Origin of the sequence: Stenotrophomonas sp. MH181796 (assembly GCF_009659995.1) — a bacterium.
Taxonomy (GTDB): domain Bacteria; phylum Pseudomonadota; class Gammaproteobacteria; order Xanthomonadales; family Xanthomonadaceae; genus Stenotrophomonas; species Stenotrophomonas riyadhensis.
In genome coordinates, this window is sequence record NZ_RAHU01000003.1 from 420,076 (window position 1) to 438,851 (window position 18,776).

Annotated in this window: 17 protein-coding genes; 5 read left to right on the forward strand and 12 right to left on the reverse strand. The window is 66.8% G+C overall.

The genetic code is table 11. The annotated features are described in order from the left end of the window. Positions 1-66: 66 nt before the first annotated feature. A complete protein-coding gene (locus tag D5301_RS09330; RefSeq protein ID WP_153855470.1) occupies positions 67-2,412 on the reverse strand; it encodes a GH92 family glycosyl hydrolase in 2,346 nt (781 codons plus the stop codon). 218 nt (positions 2,413-2,630) lie between these two features. Here D5301_RS09330 and D5301_RS09335 point away from each other — a divergent pair, with 218 nt between their 5' ends. Next, on the forward strand, positions 2,631-3,224 hold the full coding sequence (locus tag D5301_RS09335) for an NUDIX hydrolase (RefSeq protein ID WP_153855471.1): 594 nt from the start codon (positions 2,631-2,633) through the stop codon (positions 3,222-3,224). A 110-nt stretch (positions 3,225-3,334) separates the two neighbouring features. On the opposite strand, the gene D5301_RS09340 is transcribed toward D5301_RS09335, so the two are convergent. Further along, a complete protein-coding gene (locus tag D5301_RS09340; protein WP_153855472.1) occupies positions 3,335-3,751 on the reverse strand; it encodes a host attachment family protein in 417 nt (138 codons plus the stop codon). A 162-nt stretch (positions 3,752-3,913) separates the two neighbouring features. Between D5301_RS09340 and D5301_RS09345 the strand changes: the two genes are divergently transcribed. The 3 genes from D5301_RS09345 to proP all read left to right on the forward strand — a co-directional run bounded on the left by D5301_RS09345 (position 3,914) and on the right by proP (position 6,105). Beyond that, positions 3,914-4,141 carry a hypothetical protein gene (locus D5301_RS09345; protein ID WP_121503426.1) on the forward strand — a complete coding sequence of 76 codons (228 nt, stop codon included), beginning with the start codon at positions 3,914-3,916 and terminating at the stop codon, positions 4,139-4,141. An 85-nt stretch (positions 4,142-4,226) separates the two neighbouring features. Continuing rightward, the gene (locus tag D5301_RS24370; RefSeq protein WP_256202341.1) at positions 4,227-4,355 is read left to right on the forward strand and encodes a hypothetical protein; all 129 of its coding nucleotides are present in this window, start codon (positions 4,227-4,229) and stop codon (positions 4,353-4,355) included. A 262-nt stretch (positions 4,356-4,617) separates the two neighbouring features. Further along, positions 4,618-6,105: a glycine betaine/L-proline transporter ProP gene (proP, locus tag D5301_RS09350; protein ID WP_153855473.1), complete on the forward strand. Its 1,488-nt coding sequence runs from the start codon at positions 4,618-4,620 to the stop codon at positions 6,103-6,105. 96 nt (positions 6,106-6,201) lie between these two features. Here the strand turns inward: proP and D5301_RS09355 are convergent, their stop codons facing one another. From D5301_RS09355 to D5301_RS09400, 10 genes are all read right to left on the reverse strand, one after another. Further along, positions 6,202-6,831: an AAA family ATPase gene (locus D5301_RS09355; protein WP_153855474.1), complete on the reverse strand. Its 630-nt coding sequence runs from the start codon at positions 6,829-6,831 to the stop codon at positions 6,202-6,204. 3 nt (positions 6,832-6,834) lie between these two features. After that, positions 6,835-7,176, reverse strand: coding sequence for a type II toxin-antitoxin system prevent-host-death family antitoxin (locus tag D5301_RS09360; protein WP_110712500.1), 342 nt, complete (start codon positions 7,174-7,176; stop codon positions 6,835-6,837). A 70-nt stretch (positions 7,177-7,246) separates the two neighbouring features. After that, positions 7,247-8,842 carry a PAS domain-containing protein gene (locus tag D5301_RS09365; protein WP_153855475.1) on the reverse strand — a complete coding sequence of 532 codons (1,596 nt, stop codon included), beginning with the start codon at positions 8,840-8,842 and terminating at the stop codon, positions 7,247-7,249. 9 nt (positions 8,843-8,851) lie between these two features. Beyond that, on the reverse strand, positions 8,852-9,256 hold the full coding sequence (locus D5301_RS09370) for a response regulator (RefSeq protein ID WP_019337750.1): 405 nt from the start codon (positions 9,254-9,256) through the stop codon (positions 8,852-8,854). Positions 9,257-9,392: 136 nt separating this feature from the next. Further along, the gene (locus tag D5301_RS09375) at positions 9,393-10,847 is read right to left on the reverse strand and encodes a porin family protein (RefSeq protein WP_153855477.1); all 1,455 of its coding nucleotides are present in this window, start codon (positions 10,845-10,847) and stop codon (positions 9,393-9,395) included. A gap of 90 nt (positions 10,848-10,937) precedes the next feature. Beyond that, positions 10,938-11,702, reverse strand: a complete 765-nt coding sequence (locus D5301_RS09380) for a Slam-dependent surface lipoprotein (RefSeq protein ID WP_032129432.1) — start codon at positions 11,700-11,702, stop codon at positions 10,938-10,940. Positions 11,703-11,755: 53 nt separating this feature from the next. After that, complete coding sequence (locus tag D5301_RS09385) at positions 11,756-14,878, reverse strand: TonB-dependent receptor (protein WP_153855478.1); 3,123 nt, start codon at positions 14,876-14,878, stop codon at positions 11,756-11,758. Between the two features lie 182 nt (positions 14,879-15,060). Continuing rightward, entirely contained in the window at positions 15,061-16,017 is a 957-nt protein-coding gene (locus tag D5301_RS09390; RefSeq protein ID WP_153855479.1) for a FecR domain-containing protein, read from the reverse strand. An 82-nt stretch (positions 16,018-16,099) separates the two neighbouring features. After that, positions 16,100-16,603 (reverse strand): RNA polymerase sigma factor, encoded by a 504-nt coding sequence (locus tag D5301_RS09395; RefSeq protein WP_153855480.1) that lies wholly within the window; start codon positions 16,601-16,603, stop codon positions 16,100-16,102. 185 nt (positions 16,604-16,788) lie between these two features. Continuing rightward, positions 16,789-17,715: a LysR family transcriptional regulator gene (locus D5301_RS09400; protein WP_006370410.1), complete on the reverse strand. Its 927-nt coding sequence runs from the start codon at positions 17,713-17,715 to the stop codon at positions 16,789-16,791. Positions 17,716-17,866: 151 nt separating this feature from the next. Here D5301_RS09400 and D5301_RS09405 point away from each other — a divergent pair, with 151 nt between their 5' ends. Beyond that, entirely contained in the window at positions 17,867-18,733 is an 867-nt protein-coding gene (locus D5301_RS09405; protein WP_110712506.1) for a pirin family protein, read from the forward strand. Positions 18,734-18,776 lie beyond the last annotated feature (43 nt).

Sequence of the window (18,776 nt, forward strand, 5' to 3'; positions counted from 1 at the left end):
TCCCGTGTGCCAACCAAGGTTGGCACCTACCAGAAGCGGGATCCCCGTATGCCAACCCACAACCCATCACCGGCTCATCGAATACGGCGCCTGCGCGCCCTGCCCCGGCCAGTCCTTGTTCGGCTCGGCCTGCATGCTGAAGCGCAGCTCGCCACCGGCCAGGATCTCGTCATGGCGCAGGAAGGTGCGCTGTAGCGGCTTGCCGTTGAGGCTCACGCTGCCCACATAGCTGTGCCTGTCATCCAGCCCATCGGCCACGATGGTGAAGGTCTTGCCGTTCGGCAGTCGCATCGCGGTCTTCGGCAGGAACGGGCGGCCGAGGATGTACTCGCCCGAGCCCGGCGCCACCGGATAGAAGCCCAGCGCGGTGAACACGTACCACGCCGACATCTGGCCGACGTCATCGTTGCCGGCCAGGCCATCGGGGCGGTCGGCGTACTGGGTGTCCATGATCTGCTTCAGGCGCGCCTGGGTGCGCCACGGCTGGCCGGCATACGAATACAGGTAGGCCACGTGGTGGCTGGGCTCGTTGCCATGCGCATACCAGCCGATCAGGCCGGTGATGTCTTCCATGTGCTCGAAGATGGATGGATCGACCTTGGCGTTGAACACTTCGTCCAGGCGCGCGAGCAGCTTGTCGCTGCCCCCGTGCGCGGCGGCCAGGCCGGCGACGTCCTGCGGCACGTACCAGGAGTACTGCCAGGCATTGCCCTCGGTGTAGTCGGTGCCGTAGCCACTGGCGCTGGGGTCGAATGGCGTGCGGAAGCTGCCATCGCGCTTGCGTGCGCGCATGAAGCCGGTGTCCTTGTCGAAGGCGTTGCGCCAGTTGCCGGCGCGCGTGTCGAAGGTGGCCGCAACATCGGTCTTGCCCATCGCCTGTGCCATGCGAGCAATGGTCCAGTCATCGAACGCGTATTCCAGCGTCTTGCTGGCCGCTTCGCCTTCCTCGTCGATCGGCACATAGCCCAGCTCGCGGTACTGCGCGATGCCGTCGTAGGGACCGTAGTTGGCGGTCTCGACCATCGCCTTCAGCGCCTTGTCGGCGTCGAAGCCACGGATGCCCTTCACGTAGGCATCGGCGATCACTGGCACCGCGTGGTAGCCGATCATGCACCAGTCTTCCAGACCATGGAACGACCACACCGGCAGCATGCCGTACGGGCTGTGCTCATGGTGGGCCAGCATCGAATTGACGAAATCGCTGTTGCGCTGCTCCGGCTGCACCAGCGTCAGCAATGGGTGCAACGCACGGTAGGTATCCCACAGCGAGAAGGTGGAGTAGTTGGTGTAGCCCTTGGCCTGGTGCACGGCGTTGTCCGAGCCGCGGTACTGGCCATCGGCATCCATGAACAGCGTCGGCCCCAGCATCGTGTGGTACAGCGCGGTGTAGGCACTGCGCCGGGCATGTTCGGGGGCCTCGATATCCAGCACCGACAGCGCCTGCATCCATTCCTGCCTTGCCTGCGCACGCACGCGGTCGAAATCGAAGCCGGCCACTTCCGCGTCGAGGTTGGCGATGGCACCAGCTTCACTGACCGGCGAGATCGCCACCTTGACCACCAGCGGCGCGTCCAGCTTGCCGAACGCGAAGGTACCGACCAGCTGCCGCCCTTCGATCTGCGCACGCTGCGCGGGATCCTTCTCACCCGGGGGCGGGAAGCCCTTGTAGACGATGTCCTGCTCGGTGTTGTGCAGCTCATGCCCGGCCAGCGGGCGCGAGAAACGCATCGCGAAATACAGCTGGCGGCCCGGCGCCCAGCCGCGCGTCTCGCGGAAGCCGGTCACGGTGCCATCGGCGCGCACCCGCACCCGCGACCACAGCACCTTGCCCGGGTAGTCGTACATGCTGGTGCGCATGTCCAGCAGCACCTTGGCATCGGTGCCCTTGGGGAAGGCATAGCGGTGCACGCCCACGCGCGCGCTAGTGGTCAGTTCGGCGCGCACCTTGTAGTCATCCAGGGTGACCGCGTAGTAGCCCGGCTCAGCCTTCTCGTCATCGTGGCGGAAGCGCGACGCGTAACCGCTGCGCGGCTTTTCCGGGTCACCGCGCTCCAGGCCGGGATTGCCGGTGAACGGCATCAGCAGGATGTCGCCGAGGTCCGAATGACCGGTGCCGGAAAAATGCGTGTGCGAGAAGCCGACGATGCTGCTGTCGTCGTAGCGGTAGCCGGCTGCCCAGCCATAGGCCTTTTCGCGTGGCTGGATGCGTGTGTCCGGGCTGAGCTGGACCATGCCGAATGGCACCGTGGCACCCGGGTAGGTGTGGCCTTCGCCACCGGTACCAATGAACGGGTCGACCGAAGCGTATGCCTTGTCGGCGGCCGTTTTGGCGGGAGCGGCCGACGCCAGGCCGGAAGCGAGCATCGCCGTGGCGGCGACAGCGATCAGGAGACGACGGTCCAGCGTGGGCATCGGCGTTTGGATCGATTCAGGTGGTTGCCGGATGCTAGCACCGGGCATCCCGTGCCGCATGTTGCAGTGCGGCCATCGGCCTTGCACCCGCTGCATGCCCTCGCGCGGCTGACGCCCGCAGGAAATGCGACCGGCCATGGCTCATCTCTACGGCTGTACCGGCACTTGCCGTGTACCCCGCCCCCTCCTACCCTGCGTCCACACCCGGGAGAGGACGCATGCTCATCCGCACTGCACGATGGATCGTGATGGCAAGCCTGCTGGGTGTCGTAACGCTCAGCCATGCCGCGCCGCCCACGCCCCCCGCCCCATCGCGTCCTGCCCAGGACGACTACACCATCCTGCGCCTGCTGGTCACCGACGACCAGGACCACCTGCTGCTGGAACACAACCGCAGCGGCTGGATGACACCCGCTGTACGCGCCAACCGCAAACAGAGCATCCAGCAGGCGCTGCAACAGCTCTCATCGGATCTCGGCCTGCAGGTATCGCCGTTCACGCTGGCGGCAATCTACAGCTATCGCTTCAACGAAGACCCGCCGGACCCAAGCCACGACGCGGTGTCGTTCCGGCAGCACTATCGCGCCACCCTGCGGGCCGGGCAACCACCGGCGAGAACCGCAGACAAGGAATACCAGTGGGTGAGCCGCGACGAGGCAGCGACGCTGATCGGCATGGAAGCGCTGCGGATGGAAATCCTGCAGGTGCTCGACCACCCCGGAACGCTGTGGGGCGGTGCGTTCGAGCTGTCGTTCAAGGGCGATGAGGCAACGGGCACCCGATTGATCGAACCGTTCTACCCGTTGCGGTGAGGTCAGCACCGACGGGATAGCGTCGGCTGCGTCTTGCGCGGCGCGGAACCGCCGCGCTCCGCGCGACAGCCGAGCATGGGCTCGGCGCTACGGCAGATCGATTGGCCTCGCTACGCCGCCAGTACCTTCTGGATATCCGCCAACGGTGCGTTGGTCAGGTCCTTGGCGATATCGCCGAGCAGGCGTGCCTGGACCTCTTTGTGCAGCAACGGACGGATGCGGCCCAGCGTGGTCGGATCAGCGATCAACACCAGATGCGCATAGTGGTTCTTCAAGGCATCCTCGTTGAGCTGTTCGGCCACCTGCTTGGCGAACGTTGCCTCGTTGAGCTGCGAGACCGACATGTCCTTCGGCACTGCACCCGCAGGCCCCTGCCCGGACACGCCCTGCTCACTGATGTCCTGCAGACGCAGCTCGCCTTCCTGCTTCAGGGTCAACTGATGGTTGCTGCCCACGTTGGTGAACACCCGCGCCGAACCACCGTCGGCAACCACGATCAGCGTTCCTTCGGGAATCGTCCGCGCCATTGCATCCTCCATCAATCCAAAAAGTGGGTGTGCGCTCCACCTTATGCACGCCGATGTCACCAGAGCGCGTACAGGATGTGATTCCGTCATCGCAATCTGAAATCCGCCCTAAATTTGCCCGAAGGCCTGCCGCTATGGCCTCCATCATCGCGAGGAACCTCTGTGTACGCTGGCTCACTGTTCCACGTCTGCTTCGCCACCAGCCTGGCCATTGCCGGCTGCGCCGGTTGCATCCACCAGTTCCTGCAGGGCCAACCGTTCTTCGCCCTGGCCATCATGCTTTCGGTACTCACGATGATCGGCGCCGCATTGGTCACGCGGAAACTGGCACTGCCGGGCGCCCTGGCGATGGCCTGCACGGTGTTCGGTTTGATGGCGAAGTCGGCCTGAGCCTTCTGAACAGGCGAGATGGAACACAGCGTGCAGATCAGCCTGCTTCGCTGCATGCTCACGCCGATGCCGTTATGATGAACGGATGATCGACACGACCCACTACGTGACGGGCGCACCTGTTACGTGGGAAGCACTGCCGACCGGCGCTTCGCTTGCCACGAATGCTCCCGCCCTGCATTTCCATCGCCTCGCGCTGGATCCCGGCGGATGACGCCCGCAGGCCCACGGCCTGCCTTCCCCACACGCTGATGTGACACGCGGCTGCCAACTGCGCGGCCGTTGTGATCCCGTTGCCGCGTTTCCGCCGTTGCGGCGGTGCTTTGCCGTGCGCGTGGCGTTGCGCCTGCACACATTCCCCGGCCCCCACGCCGCCTTCCGATGCCCCTGCGCCACTTGCGCCTGCATCGCCGTTTCCGATTTCCGGGACACACCACACCGCCCATTCCCCTATTCCATACCTACAAGGGAGCCCCATGCAGGACACGCCCGATTCCCATGCCCACTTCGGCTGGTTCAAACGCCGCCGCCACCTGAAGGTCGATGAGATCACCGTCGTCGACAAGCCCATGCTCAAGCGCGCCGTCGGTGCCGCCGCCCTCGGCAATGCCATGGAGTGGTTCGACTTCGGTGTCTACGGCTATCTGGCCGTCACCATCGGCCAGGTGTTCTTCCCGTCGAGCAATCCCACCGCACAGGTGATCGCAGCCTTCGCCACCTTCACCGTGGCATTCCTGGTGCGTCCACTCGGCGGTCTGGTGTTCGGCCCGCTCGGCGACCGCTATGGGCGCCAGAAAGTACTGGCGTTCACCATGATCCTGATGGCGCTGGGTACCTTTGCGATCGGCCTGATTCCTTCCTATGAGCGGATCGGCATCTGGGCACCGGTGCTGTTGCTGCTGGCGCGCGTGGTGCAGGGCTTTTCCACTGGCGGCGAGTATGGCGGTGCGGCCACCTTCATCGCCGAGTATTCCACCGACCGCAACCGCGGCCTGATGGGCAGCTGGCTGGAGTTCGGCACGCTGGGCGGCTACATCGCCGGCGCCGGTACCGTGACCGCGCTGCACATGCTGTTGAGCAGCGAACAGATGCTGGACTGGGGCTGGCGCATTCCATTCCTGGTGGCCGGCCCGCTGGGCCTGCTCGGCCTGTACATGCGCATGAAGCTGGAAGAGACCCCGGCATTCCGCGCCTTCGCCGAGGAAGCCGAGAAGCGCGAGCACGACCGGCCCGGGCTTGGCGCGCTGTTCCAGGTGCACGGCCGCCAGCTGCTGGTGTGCATGGGCCTGGTGCTGGTGTTCAACGTCACCGACTACATGCTGTTGACCTACATGCCCAGCTACCTCAGCGTCACCATGGGCTACGCCGAGAGCAAGGGCCTGCTGCTGATCATCATCGTGATGCTGGTGATGATGCCGTTGAACATTGTCGGCGGGTTGTTCAGTGACAGGCTGGGCCGCCGCCCGATGATCATCGGCGCCTGCATCGCGCTGCTGGTGCTGGCGATTCCGTGCCTGCTGCTGGTCGGCAGCGGCAACGACTGGATGATCTTCCTTGGCCTGATGCTGCTGGGCCTGGCGCTGGTGTGCTTCACCAGCTCGATGCCGTCCACGCTGCCGGCCCTGTTCTATACCCCGGTGCGCTACAGCGCGCTGTCGATCGCCTTCAACGTCTCGGTATCGCTGTTCGGTGGCACCACGCCACTGGTCACTGCATGGCTGGTGGAACGTACCGGCGACCCGCTGGTGCCGGCCTACTACCTGATGGGCGCAGCAGTGATCGGCCTGGTCACCATGCTGTTCGTGAAGGAAACCGCGGGGCTGCCGCTGCGCGGTTCACCGCCGGCAGTCGGCAGCGACAAGGAAGCCGCCGCACTGCTGAAGAGCGATGTGCCGGTGACGGTGGACCCGAGCCTGCCGCCACTGCCGGAGGCTGCGGAACCTGAGCAGGTAAAGCCGGCCTGAGGCTCGGCGGAGCCGGCGTTGTAGAGCCACGCCCGCGCCCGGTTGCCTTTCGGGGGATCAGCCGAGCGTGGGCTCGGCTCTACAACGCATGCGCCCTCAATCGCGCGCAACGTTCAACTCCATCGCGCGCATTACGATGGGTTTGGCCCAGTCCGGCGTGTGCAGCAGTTCGGCCACCGAGACCGGGTATTGCAGCTGGCCATGTGCCATCGCCAGTACCGGCAACGGTTCGACGCAGCCTTCGGCATCGGCGGGCGCGCTGTTGTCGTAGACATGCAGTTCGGCCAGGTGCGGCAGCAGTTCCAGCAGATTCTCGCGCGCCGAATCGAAGCGCGCATGGATCTTCTCCACCGGGATGTCATGGCCGCCGGCAGCCACCCGCGCCGCAACGCGGGCGATATGCAGCTCCACCGTGGCCAGGCCGCAGAACCAGATCGCAACGTGATGGCGTTCGCAAGCTTCGCGCAGCAGGCGGGGAATGGTGTTGCCGCCCAGCGTGGTCTCGAAGGCGAAGTCCGTGCCATCGGCCATGGCCTGGCGCAGGCGGCGGGTGCCTTCCTGCCAGGCCTCAGCATTGGCGTCAGGCAGCGGCCAGCCGGTCTCCACCAGGCGGCGGGTGAACGAATCGGGGTTGAACCAGCCCAGCCCTTCGGCTTCCAGCCAGGTGCCCAGCAGCGAACTCTTGCCGGCGCCGTTGACGCCGGCCAGCACCAGGATCCTCCCCATCGGTCAGAGCGGACGGCCGAGGGTGACCTTGCGACCGCGACGGATCGGCTGGCCGAGCACCTTGCCCAGCCCTTCCCCACGCTGCAGGCCGGCCAGGGTCTGGTCGAATTCGCTGCGCAGGCGCAGCAGCTCTTCGTTGCGCTCTCCGGCATCTCCGCCGGCCGCCTTGGCCAGCAGCTCCTGGTAGGTGCGGATGTCGACGATCACCGCTTCGGGGTGATTGTGGTTGGTGATGACCAATGCCTGCTTCTCACGCACGGTACGCATCAGGCTCGGCCAGCCCCGGGTCTTCACCGACGAGGCCGGGGCCTTTTCAAGGCCAGGCAGATCCAGCGGCAGGGTCATGGCACGGCTCCAAACGGCGACGGTTGTGGCCATTATGCCCAATTTGGCCCAATTGGGGATAAATGGACATTCAGCTGCCCGAACCGGGCCCCGACGCGCCCGGGGCATCGGTCTGCAGCAGGCTGTCACGCTCGCGCAGCGGGAAGCGGATCCAGGCATCCAGCCCCTGCGGGCCGAAGCGCAACTCGCCGCTGCCGGCCAGTTCATAGGGCACGCGCTGCTCGATCAGCGCCCGGCCCAGGCCACGCTGGCGTGGCAGCTCCCAGTCCTCCACCTCGGCATGGCGCTCGCACCAGTGCAGGCCCAGCCAGGGCTGCCCGGCCTGAACCTGCAGGTCCCAGGTCACCTCGATGCGACCGTCTTCATGGCTGAGCGCGCCATGCCTCAGGGCGTTGGTCGCCAATTCGTGGATCGCCAGGGACAGCACTTCGGCCGCCTTCGGTGGCAGCAGCACGTCCTCGCCCTGCAGGCGATAGGCGGCCGTGGCCGGCATCTGCGCTGCGATCTCCTCATCCAGCATGCCGCGCAGGCAGACCCCCGCATTGGCGCCACGGGTCAGCAGGCTCTGCGTGCGCGCCAGCGACATCAGCCGCCCGCACAACCGTTCAGCGTATTCATCCACACTGCTGACCGACTCGCGGGTCCGCCAGGCAATGGCATGGATGGTCGACATGATGTTGCGCACCCGGTGCTGCAGTTCGGCCAGCAATACCGATTGACGCTCAGTGGCACGCTTGAGGTCGTCGATGTCCACCGCGATGGCAAATACCCCGCTGACCTCACCGTCGCCATCGCGCAGGGGCGCGGCAGCAACCCGGGTCCAGCGCGCGCGGCCATCATCATGCAGGTACTGGAACTCCAGCCCCGGCACCACGGTCTCGCCGCGCATCGCGCGGGCGATGGCGAAGTCGTCCGGTGCAATGGTGGTGCCATCGGGATGGCAGCCGTGCCAGCGATGCTGGTTGTCGGCGTCTCTGGAAGGCACCTTGCCGGTGGGCAGATAGGCGCGCATCTGATCGTTGGACAGCAGCATGCGGCCCTGCAGATCAACAATGCACAGGCCGACCGGCAGCATCCTGAAGGCCAGCTCCAGGCGCCGCTCGCTCTCGCGCCGCCGTAGTTCCTCGCGCTCGCGCGCGGCCAGCGCCAGATGCGCGGCGGTGGTCTCGAACATCGTCACCAGCACGCCGTTGATCCGCCCTTCCTCGCCGCGGATCGGGCTGTAGGTGATCGTGAACCAGATGTCTTCCAGCCGGCCGCGCCGGACCAGCGGATACAGTTTGTCTTCGAAGGTGAGCGTCTCGCCCTGCCAAACCCGGGTATAGAGCGGCCCGTTGATGTGCCAGACCTCGGGCCAGCATTCACGGGTCGGCTGGCCGAGCCCGCCGGGATGCCTGTCGGCCAGGATCTCGGCATAGCCGTCGTTGTAGAGCTGCACCAGCTGCTCGCCCCACAGCACGATCATCGGGAAGCCATGGGCCAGCATCAGGTCGACGGTGGCGCGCAGGTGGGGCGGCCACTGCTCACAGGCACCCAATGGCGTGGACGACCAGTCGTGGCGGGCGATGCGCGCGGCCATGCCATCGTGGCGCGCATGCAGGCGCGGCGCAGGTGGCATCGAGCCACGCAGCTTGGCGGCGTGGATGCCTTCAGGACGGCGCGACATGCCGCGCAATCAGGCGATGCCCGCAGAGACCTGCGGCGCCGCCACCAGCCCGGCCAGCTGCTGGACCAGAGTTTCGATGTGATAAGGCTTGGTACAGCGCGGCGCGCTGGCGAAGCGGCTGGGCAGGTTGTCGTCGTATCCGGAGGTCAACAGAAAGGGCGTACCCGCCTCGGCCAGCCGATCAGCCAGCGGATAGACCTGCTCACCGCCCAGGTTGATGTCCAGCAGCGCCACATCGATGGGGTGGGTATCGACCAGCTGCCCCAGCGCCTGCAGGTCACCGGCCGGCCCCACTACCTGTGCGCCTTTCAGCTCCAGATAGTCGACCAGGAACATTGCGATGGCGAATTCATCCTCTGCCACCAGTACACGCAGCCCTTTCAGGCCCTCTGGTTTGTTGCCCGCTTCCAGCACGACCGGCGCTCCTCGATACACGCGGCCCAGCTCTGCCGCAACGCCCGCAGGATGCGCGAACCGGGCTACAAGAGCGCGTGATGATGGATGAAGATCGCGGCCACGGCCCGTTCACCGCGGCATTGCAGCGGCGTGTTCAGAAGGCCCGCTCCCACTTCAGGCTGAGCAGGCTGCGGTCGTGGCTGTACAGCCAGCCAACGTTGCTGTCGATGCGCGCGTAGCGCAGGCTCAGGCTGGGTACCAGCCCGGCCACGGCAAGGCGCTCGCTGCGCACGATGGCGATCAGGTTCTGTTCGCTGTCCTCACGCCGCGCCTCCAGCAGCGGACTCCACGCGTCGTAGTCGCGCTCGCGCAACGAGACGAATACGGTGGCGGTGGTGCCACTCCATTGCCGCGCTGCACCCAGCCGCACGCCGCGCTGGCGGTAGCCGTTGGCTGGGTTGGCGGCGCTGCTGTCACTCAGGTCCAGCCCGGCAAAGAGGGTCCAGCGCGGGTTGAGCGCACGGAACCAGGTGGCATACACCGCGGCCAGCTCACCGTCGTAATTGCTGGCCAGGCCACGCTGGCGATAGCGCTGGCGCTTCCAGTCGGCCTCCAGCTTGAGCAGGCTGCGCGCGTCCAGCGCATATTGCCATTCGCCATGCAGCCCGCTGCCGCCCTGCAGGGCCCGGTTGCCGAGGCCCTGATAGTCATAGCTGGGGGCGATCTGCAGGGTATGCCGCGCGCTACGCCAGCTGTAACCCGCCTGCACGTTGGCATTGAGCTCGTTGTAGGCGCTGTGCCCACGCCATGCCTGGCCGAATGCGAGGCCACGCACGTACACGCCATGGTGGCCCTTCAGGGCCCAGCGACGTTCGAGGTTACCGTCGTAGTCCAGGCCCATGGCGCGCTGGGCATCGGGAAGATTGCGCTGGATGATGCAGGTGTCGCCTACCCCGAACAGGCAGGTGCGGCTGGCCGAGCTGCGGTTGATGTTGTCGCTCCATGCCGGGCCGGCGGACAGCGCGCCTTTCCAGCGCTGGCGCGCCTGCAGCGCAGCCAGATAGGCGTCCACCCGTCCGCGTACACCTGCGGTGGCGGGGTCATCGGCACTGATGCCATCCGCGATCGCCGTGAACAACGCCACCGCATCGCGATCGCGCTGGTCTTCGGCGTAGACGCGCGCAAGTTCAAGGCGGGCCGGCAGGAAATCCGGCTGTGCCTCCAGCAGCGCCTCGTACTCGTTGGCCGCGCGATGGTGATTGCCGGCCACCCGCGCCAGGCCGCCCTGCGCATAGTGGCGCAGCAACGGGTCGTGGCCAGGCAGTTCGATGTATTCATCCAGGAAGCGTTGCGCGGCGCCCCATTGCTGATGCTGCAGCGACAGGTACAGCGCCTGGCCCAGATCGTCGACCGTGCGCTCCACGCGCAGGGTCTGGCCGTCGATGGTGATGGTCGGTCGCTCCGACTCGGCCTGCTGCAGGCGCTGCTGGTCCTGCTGCTGGTGGCGCAGGTCGGTGCCCTGTTCGAGCACGCGGCGAAGATCGTCCTGCTGGGCGCGCACGTCGGCGGCCGCCAGCAGCAGTACGACAAGGAAGATGGGATGGCGCATGGTCGATCCGTGGTGGTGCATGCAGCGGGCCGAAGCAGGGACTGGCGGATCGCGGCTTGTCCCTGCCCTGCCCCGTCAGGGGCGTGGCAATCAGTTCTTGCTGCCGCCGAAGGCGGTGTCGTACTGGCTGTTGCCGCTGAAGGTGGCGATACCGGCCAGGGCGGCCGCGTTGGCGCCGAAGAACTGCCCCTGGGTGGTGCCGGCAACGCTGCCGTTGGCGGTGGCCGAACCGGCGAACGATGCGTCGGCACTGTTGATGTTGGCAACGATGGCCAGGTTCAGGCCGTTGCCCGACAGCGCACCATCCAGGGTGCCGGCGCCGAAGTCGGCGTCGAAGGTGCCGCTCAGCAGGTTGCTGCCGTTGAACTTGTTCAGGCCAGCCACGGTGTAGGACGCCACGCCAGCAGGCAACGTGGTGCCGGCGCGGTCACCAACGAAGTAGACCTGGCGGTTGTTGAAGCCACCGGCGGCGCCATCCTTGGACCACTCACCGAACCAGACATCGCCACTGCCGACCTTGACGAAGTTGAAGTGGCCCATGCCGGCGTGGCTGCCCGGTGCGCCGGTGATCGGCATGGCCAGGGTACGTACCGTCACGCCATTGACGGTGGTCGGTGCCGAGTAGGCGCTCAGGCCCTGGAAGTCCACCGGCTTGGCCTGGGACACGGTACCGACACCGATACCGGCCTTGCCAGCGCGGTGCGGGCCGCCATTGACCTGCGATTCGCCAACCGCCACATACAGCTCGGCATCGGTCTTGGCACTGGCGGCACCGACGATATCGGCAGCATGCGCGGCACCGACCAGAGCCAGCGAGGCAGCAACGGCGAGAACCGAACGGGAGATCATTTTCATGGTATTGCTCCTTGGTTGAGGGAACTACGGGTACAACGCTTGAAGGTGGGAGATCAGAAGCGTGCGGTGACGCCGAGCTTCAGGGTGCGACCCGGAGCCGGCAGCGTGGACCGCGTGGCTGGATCGACGTAGTAGCGGTTGCCGAGGTTGCTGCCGACCAGTTCGACGCTGGCATGCTCGTTGAAGCGCCAGCGCGCATAGGCATCGACGGTGGTGATGTTTCCCCAGGTGAACGGCACGTTCTGCCAGAGCAGGCCGCTGCCACCGCTCAGCAAACGGTCACGGTAGGCCTGCAGATCAGGGTTCTCGTGGCGCTGGTAGTGCACGATGCGGCTGCCAAGCTCCAGGCGCTCATCGAACAGGCGCGTGCCCAGCGACCAGTTGATCGACAGCTTGGGAATGGCCTGGGTCAGCAGGTAGCCACCAACGAAACCATCCTGCACGCAGTTCGGGACCAGGCCGCGGTTCGCATCCAGGAGCACCGCCGTGCTCTCGTCACACACCTCGTTTTCCAACGTGCGGGTGATGCCCAGATCGGTGAAGAAGCGCCGGTTGTCGAAGCGGGCCTGCAGTTCGATGCCACGGATGGTCTGCTTGTCGATGTTGTCGAACAGGAAGTTGCCATCGCGCTCGATCACGTCACGGGTCTTGTGCACGTAGTACGCCAGCTTGACGTCGGCATCGGCGGTGTTGCCGAACAGGGCGGACAGGTTGTGCACGTAGCCCACTTCGTAGTTGTAGGCGTGCTCGGGCTTGAGCGCATGCAGCGGATTGAGGCTGCCGGAGAAGGCAATCGTGCTTTCGAACATGCTCGGGAAGCGCACCGCTTCGCTGTAACGCACGTAGGCACGGGCGGCCGGGGACAGGTGTGCAGTGGCCGAGAAGGTCGGCAGCCAGGCATGGTCGCGGCGGCGGCTGTTGCGTGCATCGACCGGCTGCGACTGTACGCTGTTGCCGATGTTGCAGACCTGGTCGCTGCCGGCAAACACCGGCTGCACGCCGGGAATGGCCGCCACTTCGCCATTGAGGCAGGGATTGCCGGCGCGGGTGTAGTTGCCATCGGCATCGGGCAGCCAGGGCCGCGTGTACCTGACCGGACGCGGCGTCTCGTACGGTGCCAGCAAGGCACGGATGCTGTCATCGATGAACCAGCCCATGCCGCGCTTTTCCCATACGGCGCGGCGTGCTTCCAACGCGTCGATGCGGGCCTGCAGATTGGCGGGACGGGGCGGCAACTCGTTCACGGTGTACTGCGCTTCCTTGCCACCTACGCCCTTGGTCAGCAGCTCGGGGTGCGCCTCGAGGAAATCGTCGAAGGCCCAGTAGCGGCTGTAGCGCACGCCTGCATTGAGGGTAAGGAAGTCGACCGGCCGCCACTCCAGGGTCAGGTAGCCCTCGCCCTCCTGTCGGCGCCCGGCACGCGGGAACATGCGCCAGCCATCGGTGGTACCGAAGTACGGATCGCTCGAGCCGAGCTTCTCGTACTGCCAGTTGCCGCCCACGGTCAGGTCCAGGGTCGAATGCAAGGCGAAGCGGTTGCTCAGGATCAGGCCGGTGCGGTCGTTGCGCGCGTTGGCCAGCGCGGTGTTGCGCAGGATCGGGCTGGCGTCCGGGTTCCATGCCGGATTACCCACTGCGAAGTTCGGGAAGCCGCCAGCACTGTAGGTATCGCTGTCCGTCTCCGTGCGCCACAGGTTGGCGTAGAGGTCCAGCCAGCGGCTGCCGGCCGGCTGGAAGCGGTATTCCAGGTTCCAGGCATCGGACGCAACCCGGCTGAGCGGCCACTGGATGCGTCCGTAGTCGGGCGCGGACAGGATGCGCGACGGCATGATCTCGCCGTAGTGGGACAAGGTACGCCGCCAGGTAGCCTTCAGCTGCTGGTCGTCATTGATCTGCCAGCTGCCCTTGACCAGCCAGGACTCCTGTTCGCTGGAGGTATTGGGCACTTCATCGCCCGGTTTGAAGTAACGCGCCAGCGTGGTGATGTAGTCGATGCCCTGGTACTCGAACTGCTCACGCCGGTCCTGGTCGTAGTAGGCGCTGCCCTGGGTCCCGGAGAAATAGTTGCCGCGCTTGCGCCAGGCGTAGGCAGCCATCAGGTCGACGTTGTCGCCGCGTACGCCCAGTGCCAACCGCCAGGCCTGATCTTCGCCATCGAAGGGGTTGTTGCCGCTGCGCGACTTCACCGGCACCACCAGGGTGCGGTCATCATAGGGCGAGTTCGGCGAGCCCTGCGGGAACCCCGGCACCGTGCGGTAATCCTCGCCGGTGTGCAGGCGCGGCAGGCGTGGCGCCACCGCATTGCTGCTGCCTTCGATCTTCAGCTCCCCGCCGAAGCGTTCGCCGGCAGCAACAATGTCGTCAACGTCGATGGTCTTGATCACCAGCGCACCACCGATCCCGCTGTGCACATCGCGCACCAGCCCTGGCCCCTTGATGACCTGGATGCCACCAATCAGGTTGGGATCGATGTAGTTGCGGTTGCTCACGCCGTTGTAGCCGCGCCAGACCGTGAGCGCCTGTTCGCCGCCGTCGATGCTGACCGGCACCCGCCCCGGCCCCTGGATGCCGCGGATGTTGATGTCCAGCGCGCCGCTGTTGCGCGCATCGCCACTGAACACGCCGACCAGATCCTTGACCACGTCGGCCGGGTTGGAGCCACGGTAGCGCTCCACCCGGTCGCGCCCCGAATACGCCGTGGTCAGGTCCAGCGCGAACACATCATCGTAGCCGCGCCGATCGCGGGCCTCGCCCCCTTCCGACTGCAGGCGACCGGCCACGTCCAGCGTCTCGGTCACCCGCACCCCTTCCCCTTCACCCGCCTCCGCTGCGGCCCGCAGGCTCCAGGTGCCGTCCATGCCGCGCTGTGCGCGCACGCCGCTACCGCGCAACAGCTGCTGCAGGGCCTGCATCTGGCTGTACTCGCCACTCACCGCACTGGAGCGGCGGCCCTCCACCAGGTCACTGCGGAACACCACCTGCACATCGGCCTGGCGGCCAAAGGCACGCACGGCGTCGGCCAGGGGCTGTTCCGGAATGGCGTACTGGCGCAGCGGCGCGACGATGGCCGGTTGCGCCTGCACGGCCGGCACCCAGGCCAGCGGCAGCAATGCGGTGGAGATGGCCAGGGCCAGGGCGGTGGCGCGACGATGACAGGCGGATGCCGTGGACGGCATGGACAGGAACTCCTCAAGCGTGGCGGGACCACGGGCACATCCGGTGCCGGTGGTGTGTCTGGCTTGAGGAAAAACGGTGTTTCGCTCTGGCTATACCTCTATAGACAGCGGGGCACTGCAGGTGCCCACGGTTTTTTCATGTTTTTTTCATGCGGCGCTTTCTGCCATCAACCTGCTGCACCTCACCACAACACCATCGCGCCGCCAGGCAGGCGCTGCACGCGCAGTCCGGCCTGCGCGGCCACCGCATCGATGGCAGTCTCCGGTTGCTGCAGATGGAACAGGCCACTGACCCGTACGCGTGCACCCTGCCCGCCCAGTACCCAGACCGGGGCACGGCGGTAGCGCGCCAGACCGGCGATGGCCTGCGCGGCCGGCTGATCGTCGATCACCACCTCGCCACGCCGCCACGGCGCCATGGTCTCGCGATCTTCCAGCTGCACCGGCTGCAGCCAGCGACCGTCACGGAACACGCGTGACTGCCCCGCATGCAGGCGCTGTACGCTGCCATCGCCCGGACGCACGTCGACCACACCCTCGCTGACCTGGGTGGTGACCGTGGTATCCAGCATCGACACACTGAAGGCAGTACCGATGTCACGGACCAGGCCGCCCGCCGCCTCGACCTGGAACGGGCGCGCCTCGTGCGCCACCTGGAACCAGGCCTGGCCGCGCAGCAAGCGCAGGTGGCGCTGCTGGCCGTCGAACTCAATCGCCAGTGCGGTGCCAGCGTCAAGTACGGCGGTGCTGCCGTCGTCCAGCTGCACCACGCGCGGCGCATCACTGCTGCGCAGGTCACTGCGCGCCAGCAACAGCGCCTGCGGTGCGGCCGCGACCATCAGAACCACGGCGGCGGCGCTGGCCAACAGCCATGGCAGGCGACGGCGCGGTGCGACCGGACGCAATCCCTGGCGGTCGGCGGTCAGTTCAGGCAGCGCCGCCAGCACGTCGGGCCCGGCGGCATCCAGCCCCTGCCAGAAGGCCTGCTGCTGGCGCCAGGCCAGCGCATGGCGCGGATCGGCCTGCAGCCAGCGCTGCAGGGTTCGTTGCTGGCGTTCCGGCAGCGGGCCTGCACTGCACCGGATCACCCAGCGCAACGCCTGCCTGGCCTGACGCGGCGAGGGTTCGGACGTGGTCATGGTTGTGGCCTGCCGCACCGCGAACGGGTGCGCTTTCCTGTTGTGACAACGGCGGGCGCGATCTGCCCACGGCAAACGCCGGTCATCGGCGCGTTCCCTGTTGATGCTGCTGGATCAACAGCGCCGCGCGCAGCACATGCTTGCCGACCAGGCTCTTGGAAATACCCAGCCGTGTGGCGATCTCGCGCTCGCTCAGGCCCAGGTAGCGGTTGAGCACGAAGCACTCGCGGACCTGCGCCGGCAGCGCGAGGATGGTCTGGGTGATCTCGCGCAGTTGTGCCTGGTCCAGCGCCTGGGCCTCGCCGTCGTGGCCCGCCTCGGCCATGTCGGTGGCGTACTCGGCCATCGCGCGCCGCTCGCGGGCGTCGGCCTGGCTGCGGTTGAGCGCATGGTGATAGGCCATCCGGTACAGATAGCCGCGCGGCTCAAGGATCGGTGGATCACCGGGCACGCTGCTCGCCTTCAGGTACAGGTTCTGCAGGGTGTCCTCGGTACTGGCCGGGTCGAGATAGCGCGCGATGAAGCGAGACAACGCACGGCGCTCGCGGATCAGCAGCTCGACCAGCGCCAGGGCATTGGGAGACATAGGTGCCAAGGCCGGACCGGGGAATGATGGGCGTGATGGCGACGGTCCGGACGTGGATTGTGGGCTGCACGGCCGCGGGCGGCAAGCGAAGGCCGGTCGCGCGGCACCAGGATCATCCACGCATGGCGTGGATCTACCAGGCGGCGGCGGATCCAGTAGATCCACGCCGTGCGTGGATGCGGAGCCTACGGTTCGTCCAACGCCTCGAAACGCTCGGCGAGGTAATCGATCAACGCGCGTACCGCCGGCAGCAGCCCACGCCGCGACGGGAACACCGCATGCACGATGCCGTGTTTCGGCACCCACTCGGGGAGCACCGGCAGCAGCGCCCCGCTCTCCAGTTCATCGGTGATCATCATCCGCGGCAGCATCAACAGCCCGACCCCAGCCACCGCGGCTGCGCGCAACGCGATCATGTCATCGCTGACCAGGCGCGGGCGGTGATGCACGCTGGCCTGGACCTCGCCAGGCCCACTGTATTCCCACACATGCTGCTGACTGGGCGAGGCCAGATCGACAGTCGGCATCATCGCCAGGTCGGCCGGCACCTGCGGCGTACCCAACCGTTGCAGCAGCGCCGGGCTGGCACTGGTGCACCAGACCCGGCGTGCCAGCACGCGCACCACCAGGTCGCTGTCTTCCAATGGCGGCGGCCGTACCCGGATCGCCACGTCCACACCCTCGCCCACCACGTCCACGCGGCGGTTGGTGGCGTCCAGCTGCACCGTCACCTGGGGGTGCAGGGCCAGGAAGTCGGCCAGCATCGGGCCGATGCGCGCGTGCAGGATCGCGATCGGGCACGCCAGGCGGATGGTGCCGCGCGGCTCGGCGCGCGACATCGCAATCGCTTCTTCGGCTGCTTCGGCCTCGACCAGCATCGCCTTGCAGTGGCGGTAGTAGTCCTGGCCGACCTCGGTGACCGAGAAACGCCGCGTCGAGCGCTGGATCAGGCGCACGCCCAACCGTTCCTCCAGCAGCGCGATGCGCCGGCTCAGTTTCGACTTCGGCATGGCCAGCGCCCGGCCGGCCTGCGAGAAGCCGCCGTGCTCGACCACCATGGCGAAGTAGAACAGGTCGTTGAGGTCGCAACGGCGGATATCAGCGATGAACACGGGGCGAACTCCTGCGGCCCACGGCCTGCCGCCATTGTTCACCAGATAGGACTATGACGGCAAATATTGGCGTCTACCGGCCCAATTGTCACGGCGATATCGTCTCCTGCAACGAAGAACAGCGGCCGGCAGCCCCGGCCAGGAGATCGCCATGAAGCGTGTCACCGGTACCTACAGCGCCCCCCGCCCGCACTGGGTGGGCGATGGATTCCCCGCCCGCTCGATGTTTTCCTACAACACCCACGGCCAGCACCTGAGCCCGTTCCTGCTGCTGGACTATGCCGGCCCGTACAGCTTCGCCCCCAGCGATACCCCGCGTGGGGTCGGCCAGCATCCGCACCGCGGTTTCGAGACGGTCACCATCGTCTATGAGGGCGAGGTCGCCCACCGCGATTCGACCGGGGCCGGCGGCACCATCGGCCCGGGTGACGTGCAGTGGATGACGGCTGCCTCCGGCATCCTCCACGAGGAATTCCACACGCCGGAATTCAGCAAGCGCGGCGGCACGCTGGACATGGTCCAGCTGTGGGTCAACCTGCCGGCGCGGGACAAGATGGGCGCACCGGGCTACCAGACCCTGCTTGACGCAGAGATCCCCTCGGTGGATCTGCCTGAGGGCGCCGGCCGCGTGCGTGTCATCGCGGGCCGCTTCGACGGCCACGCCGGTCCGGCCCGTACCCACACGCCGATGGATGTCTGGGACATCCGCCTGCAGCAGGGCCACCACGCCGAACTGCCGGTGGCCGATGGCCGCACGCTGGCGCTGGTGGTGTTGAAGGGCCAGGTCCGGATCAACGGCGGCCAGCCGGTCGGCGAGGCGCAGTTGGTCACCTTCGATCGCAGCGGCGAGGACGTGTTCGTCGACGCCGACAGCGACGCCACTGTGCTGCTGCTCAGCGGCGAGCCGATCGACGAGCCGGTGGTGGGCTACGGCCCGTTCGTGATGAACAGCCAGGCCGAGATCAGCCAGGCGGTCAACGATTTCAACAGCGGCCGCTTCGGCCAGATCGCGCACTGAGCGCTTCCGCGCGGCGGGCGACGACCCGCCGCGCCAATGGGCC

What these genes read in the sequence shown, in the direction of transcription:
- D5301_RS09330 (WP_153855470.1), bottom strand. Translation starts at nt 2,412, where the DNA reads ATGCCCACGCTGGACCGTCGTCTCCTGATCGCTGTCGCCGCCACGGCG.
- D5301_RS09335 (WP_153855471.1), top strand. Translation starts at nt 2,631, where the DNA reads ATGCTCATCCGCACTGCACGATGGATCGTGATGGCAAGCCTGCTGGGT.
- D5301_RS09340 (WP_153855472.1), bottom strand. Translation starts at nt 3,751, where the DNA reads ATGGCGCGGACGATTCCCGAAGGAACGCTGATCGTGGTTGCCGACGGT.
- D5301_RS24370 (WP_256202341.1), top strand. Translation starts at nt 4,227, where the DNA reads ATGATCGACACGACCCACTACGTGACGGGCGCACCTGTTACGTGGGAA.
- proP (WP_153855473.1), top strand. Translation starts at nt 4,618, where the DNA reads ATGCAGGACACGCCCGATTCCCATGCCCACTTCGGCTGGTTCAAACGC.
- D5301_RS09355 (WP_153855474.1), bottom strand. Translation starts at nt 6,831, where the DNA reads ATGGGGAGGATCCTGGTGCTGGCCGGCGTCAACGGCGCCGGCAAGAGT.
- D5301_RS09360 (WP_110712500.1), bottom strand. Translation starts at nt 7,176, where the DNA reads ATGACCCTGCCGCTGGATCTGCCTGGCCTTGAAAAGGCCCCGGCCTCG.
- D5301_RS09365 (WP_153855475.1), bottom strand. Translation starts at nt 8,842, where the DNA reads ATGTCGCGCCGTCCTGAAGGCATCCACGCCGCCAAGCTGCGTGGCTCG.
- D5301_RS09375 (WP_153855477.1), bottom strand. Translation starts at nt 10,847, where the DNA reads ATGCGCCATCCCATCTTCCTTGTCGTACTGCTGCTGGCGGCCGCCGAC.
- D5301_RS09380 (WP_032129432.1), bottom strand. Translation starts at nt 11,702, where the DNA reads ATGAAAATGATCTCCCGTTCGGTTCTCGCCGTTGCTGCCTCGCTGGCT.
- D5301_RS09385 (WP_153855478.1), bottom strand. Translation starts at nt 14,878, where the DNA reads ATGCCGTCCACGGCATCCGCCTGTCATCGTCGCGCCACCGCCCTGGCC.
- D5301_RS09390 (WP_153855479.1), bottom strand. Translation starts at nt 16,017, where the DNA reads ATGACCACGTCCGAACCCTCGCCGCGTCAGGCCAGGCAGGCGTTGCGC.
- D5301_RS09395 (WP_153855480.1), bottom strand. Translation starts at nt 16,603, where the DNA reads ATGTCTCCCAATGCCCTGGCGCTGGTCGAGCTGCTGATCCGCGAGCGC.
- D5301_RS09405 (WP_110712506.1), top strand. Translation starts at nt 17,867, where the DNA reads ATGAAGCGTGTCACCGGTACCTACAGCGCCCCCCGCCCGCACTGGGTG.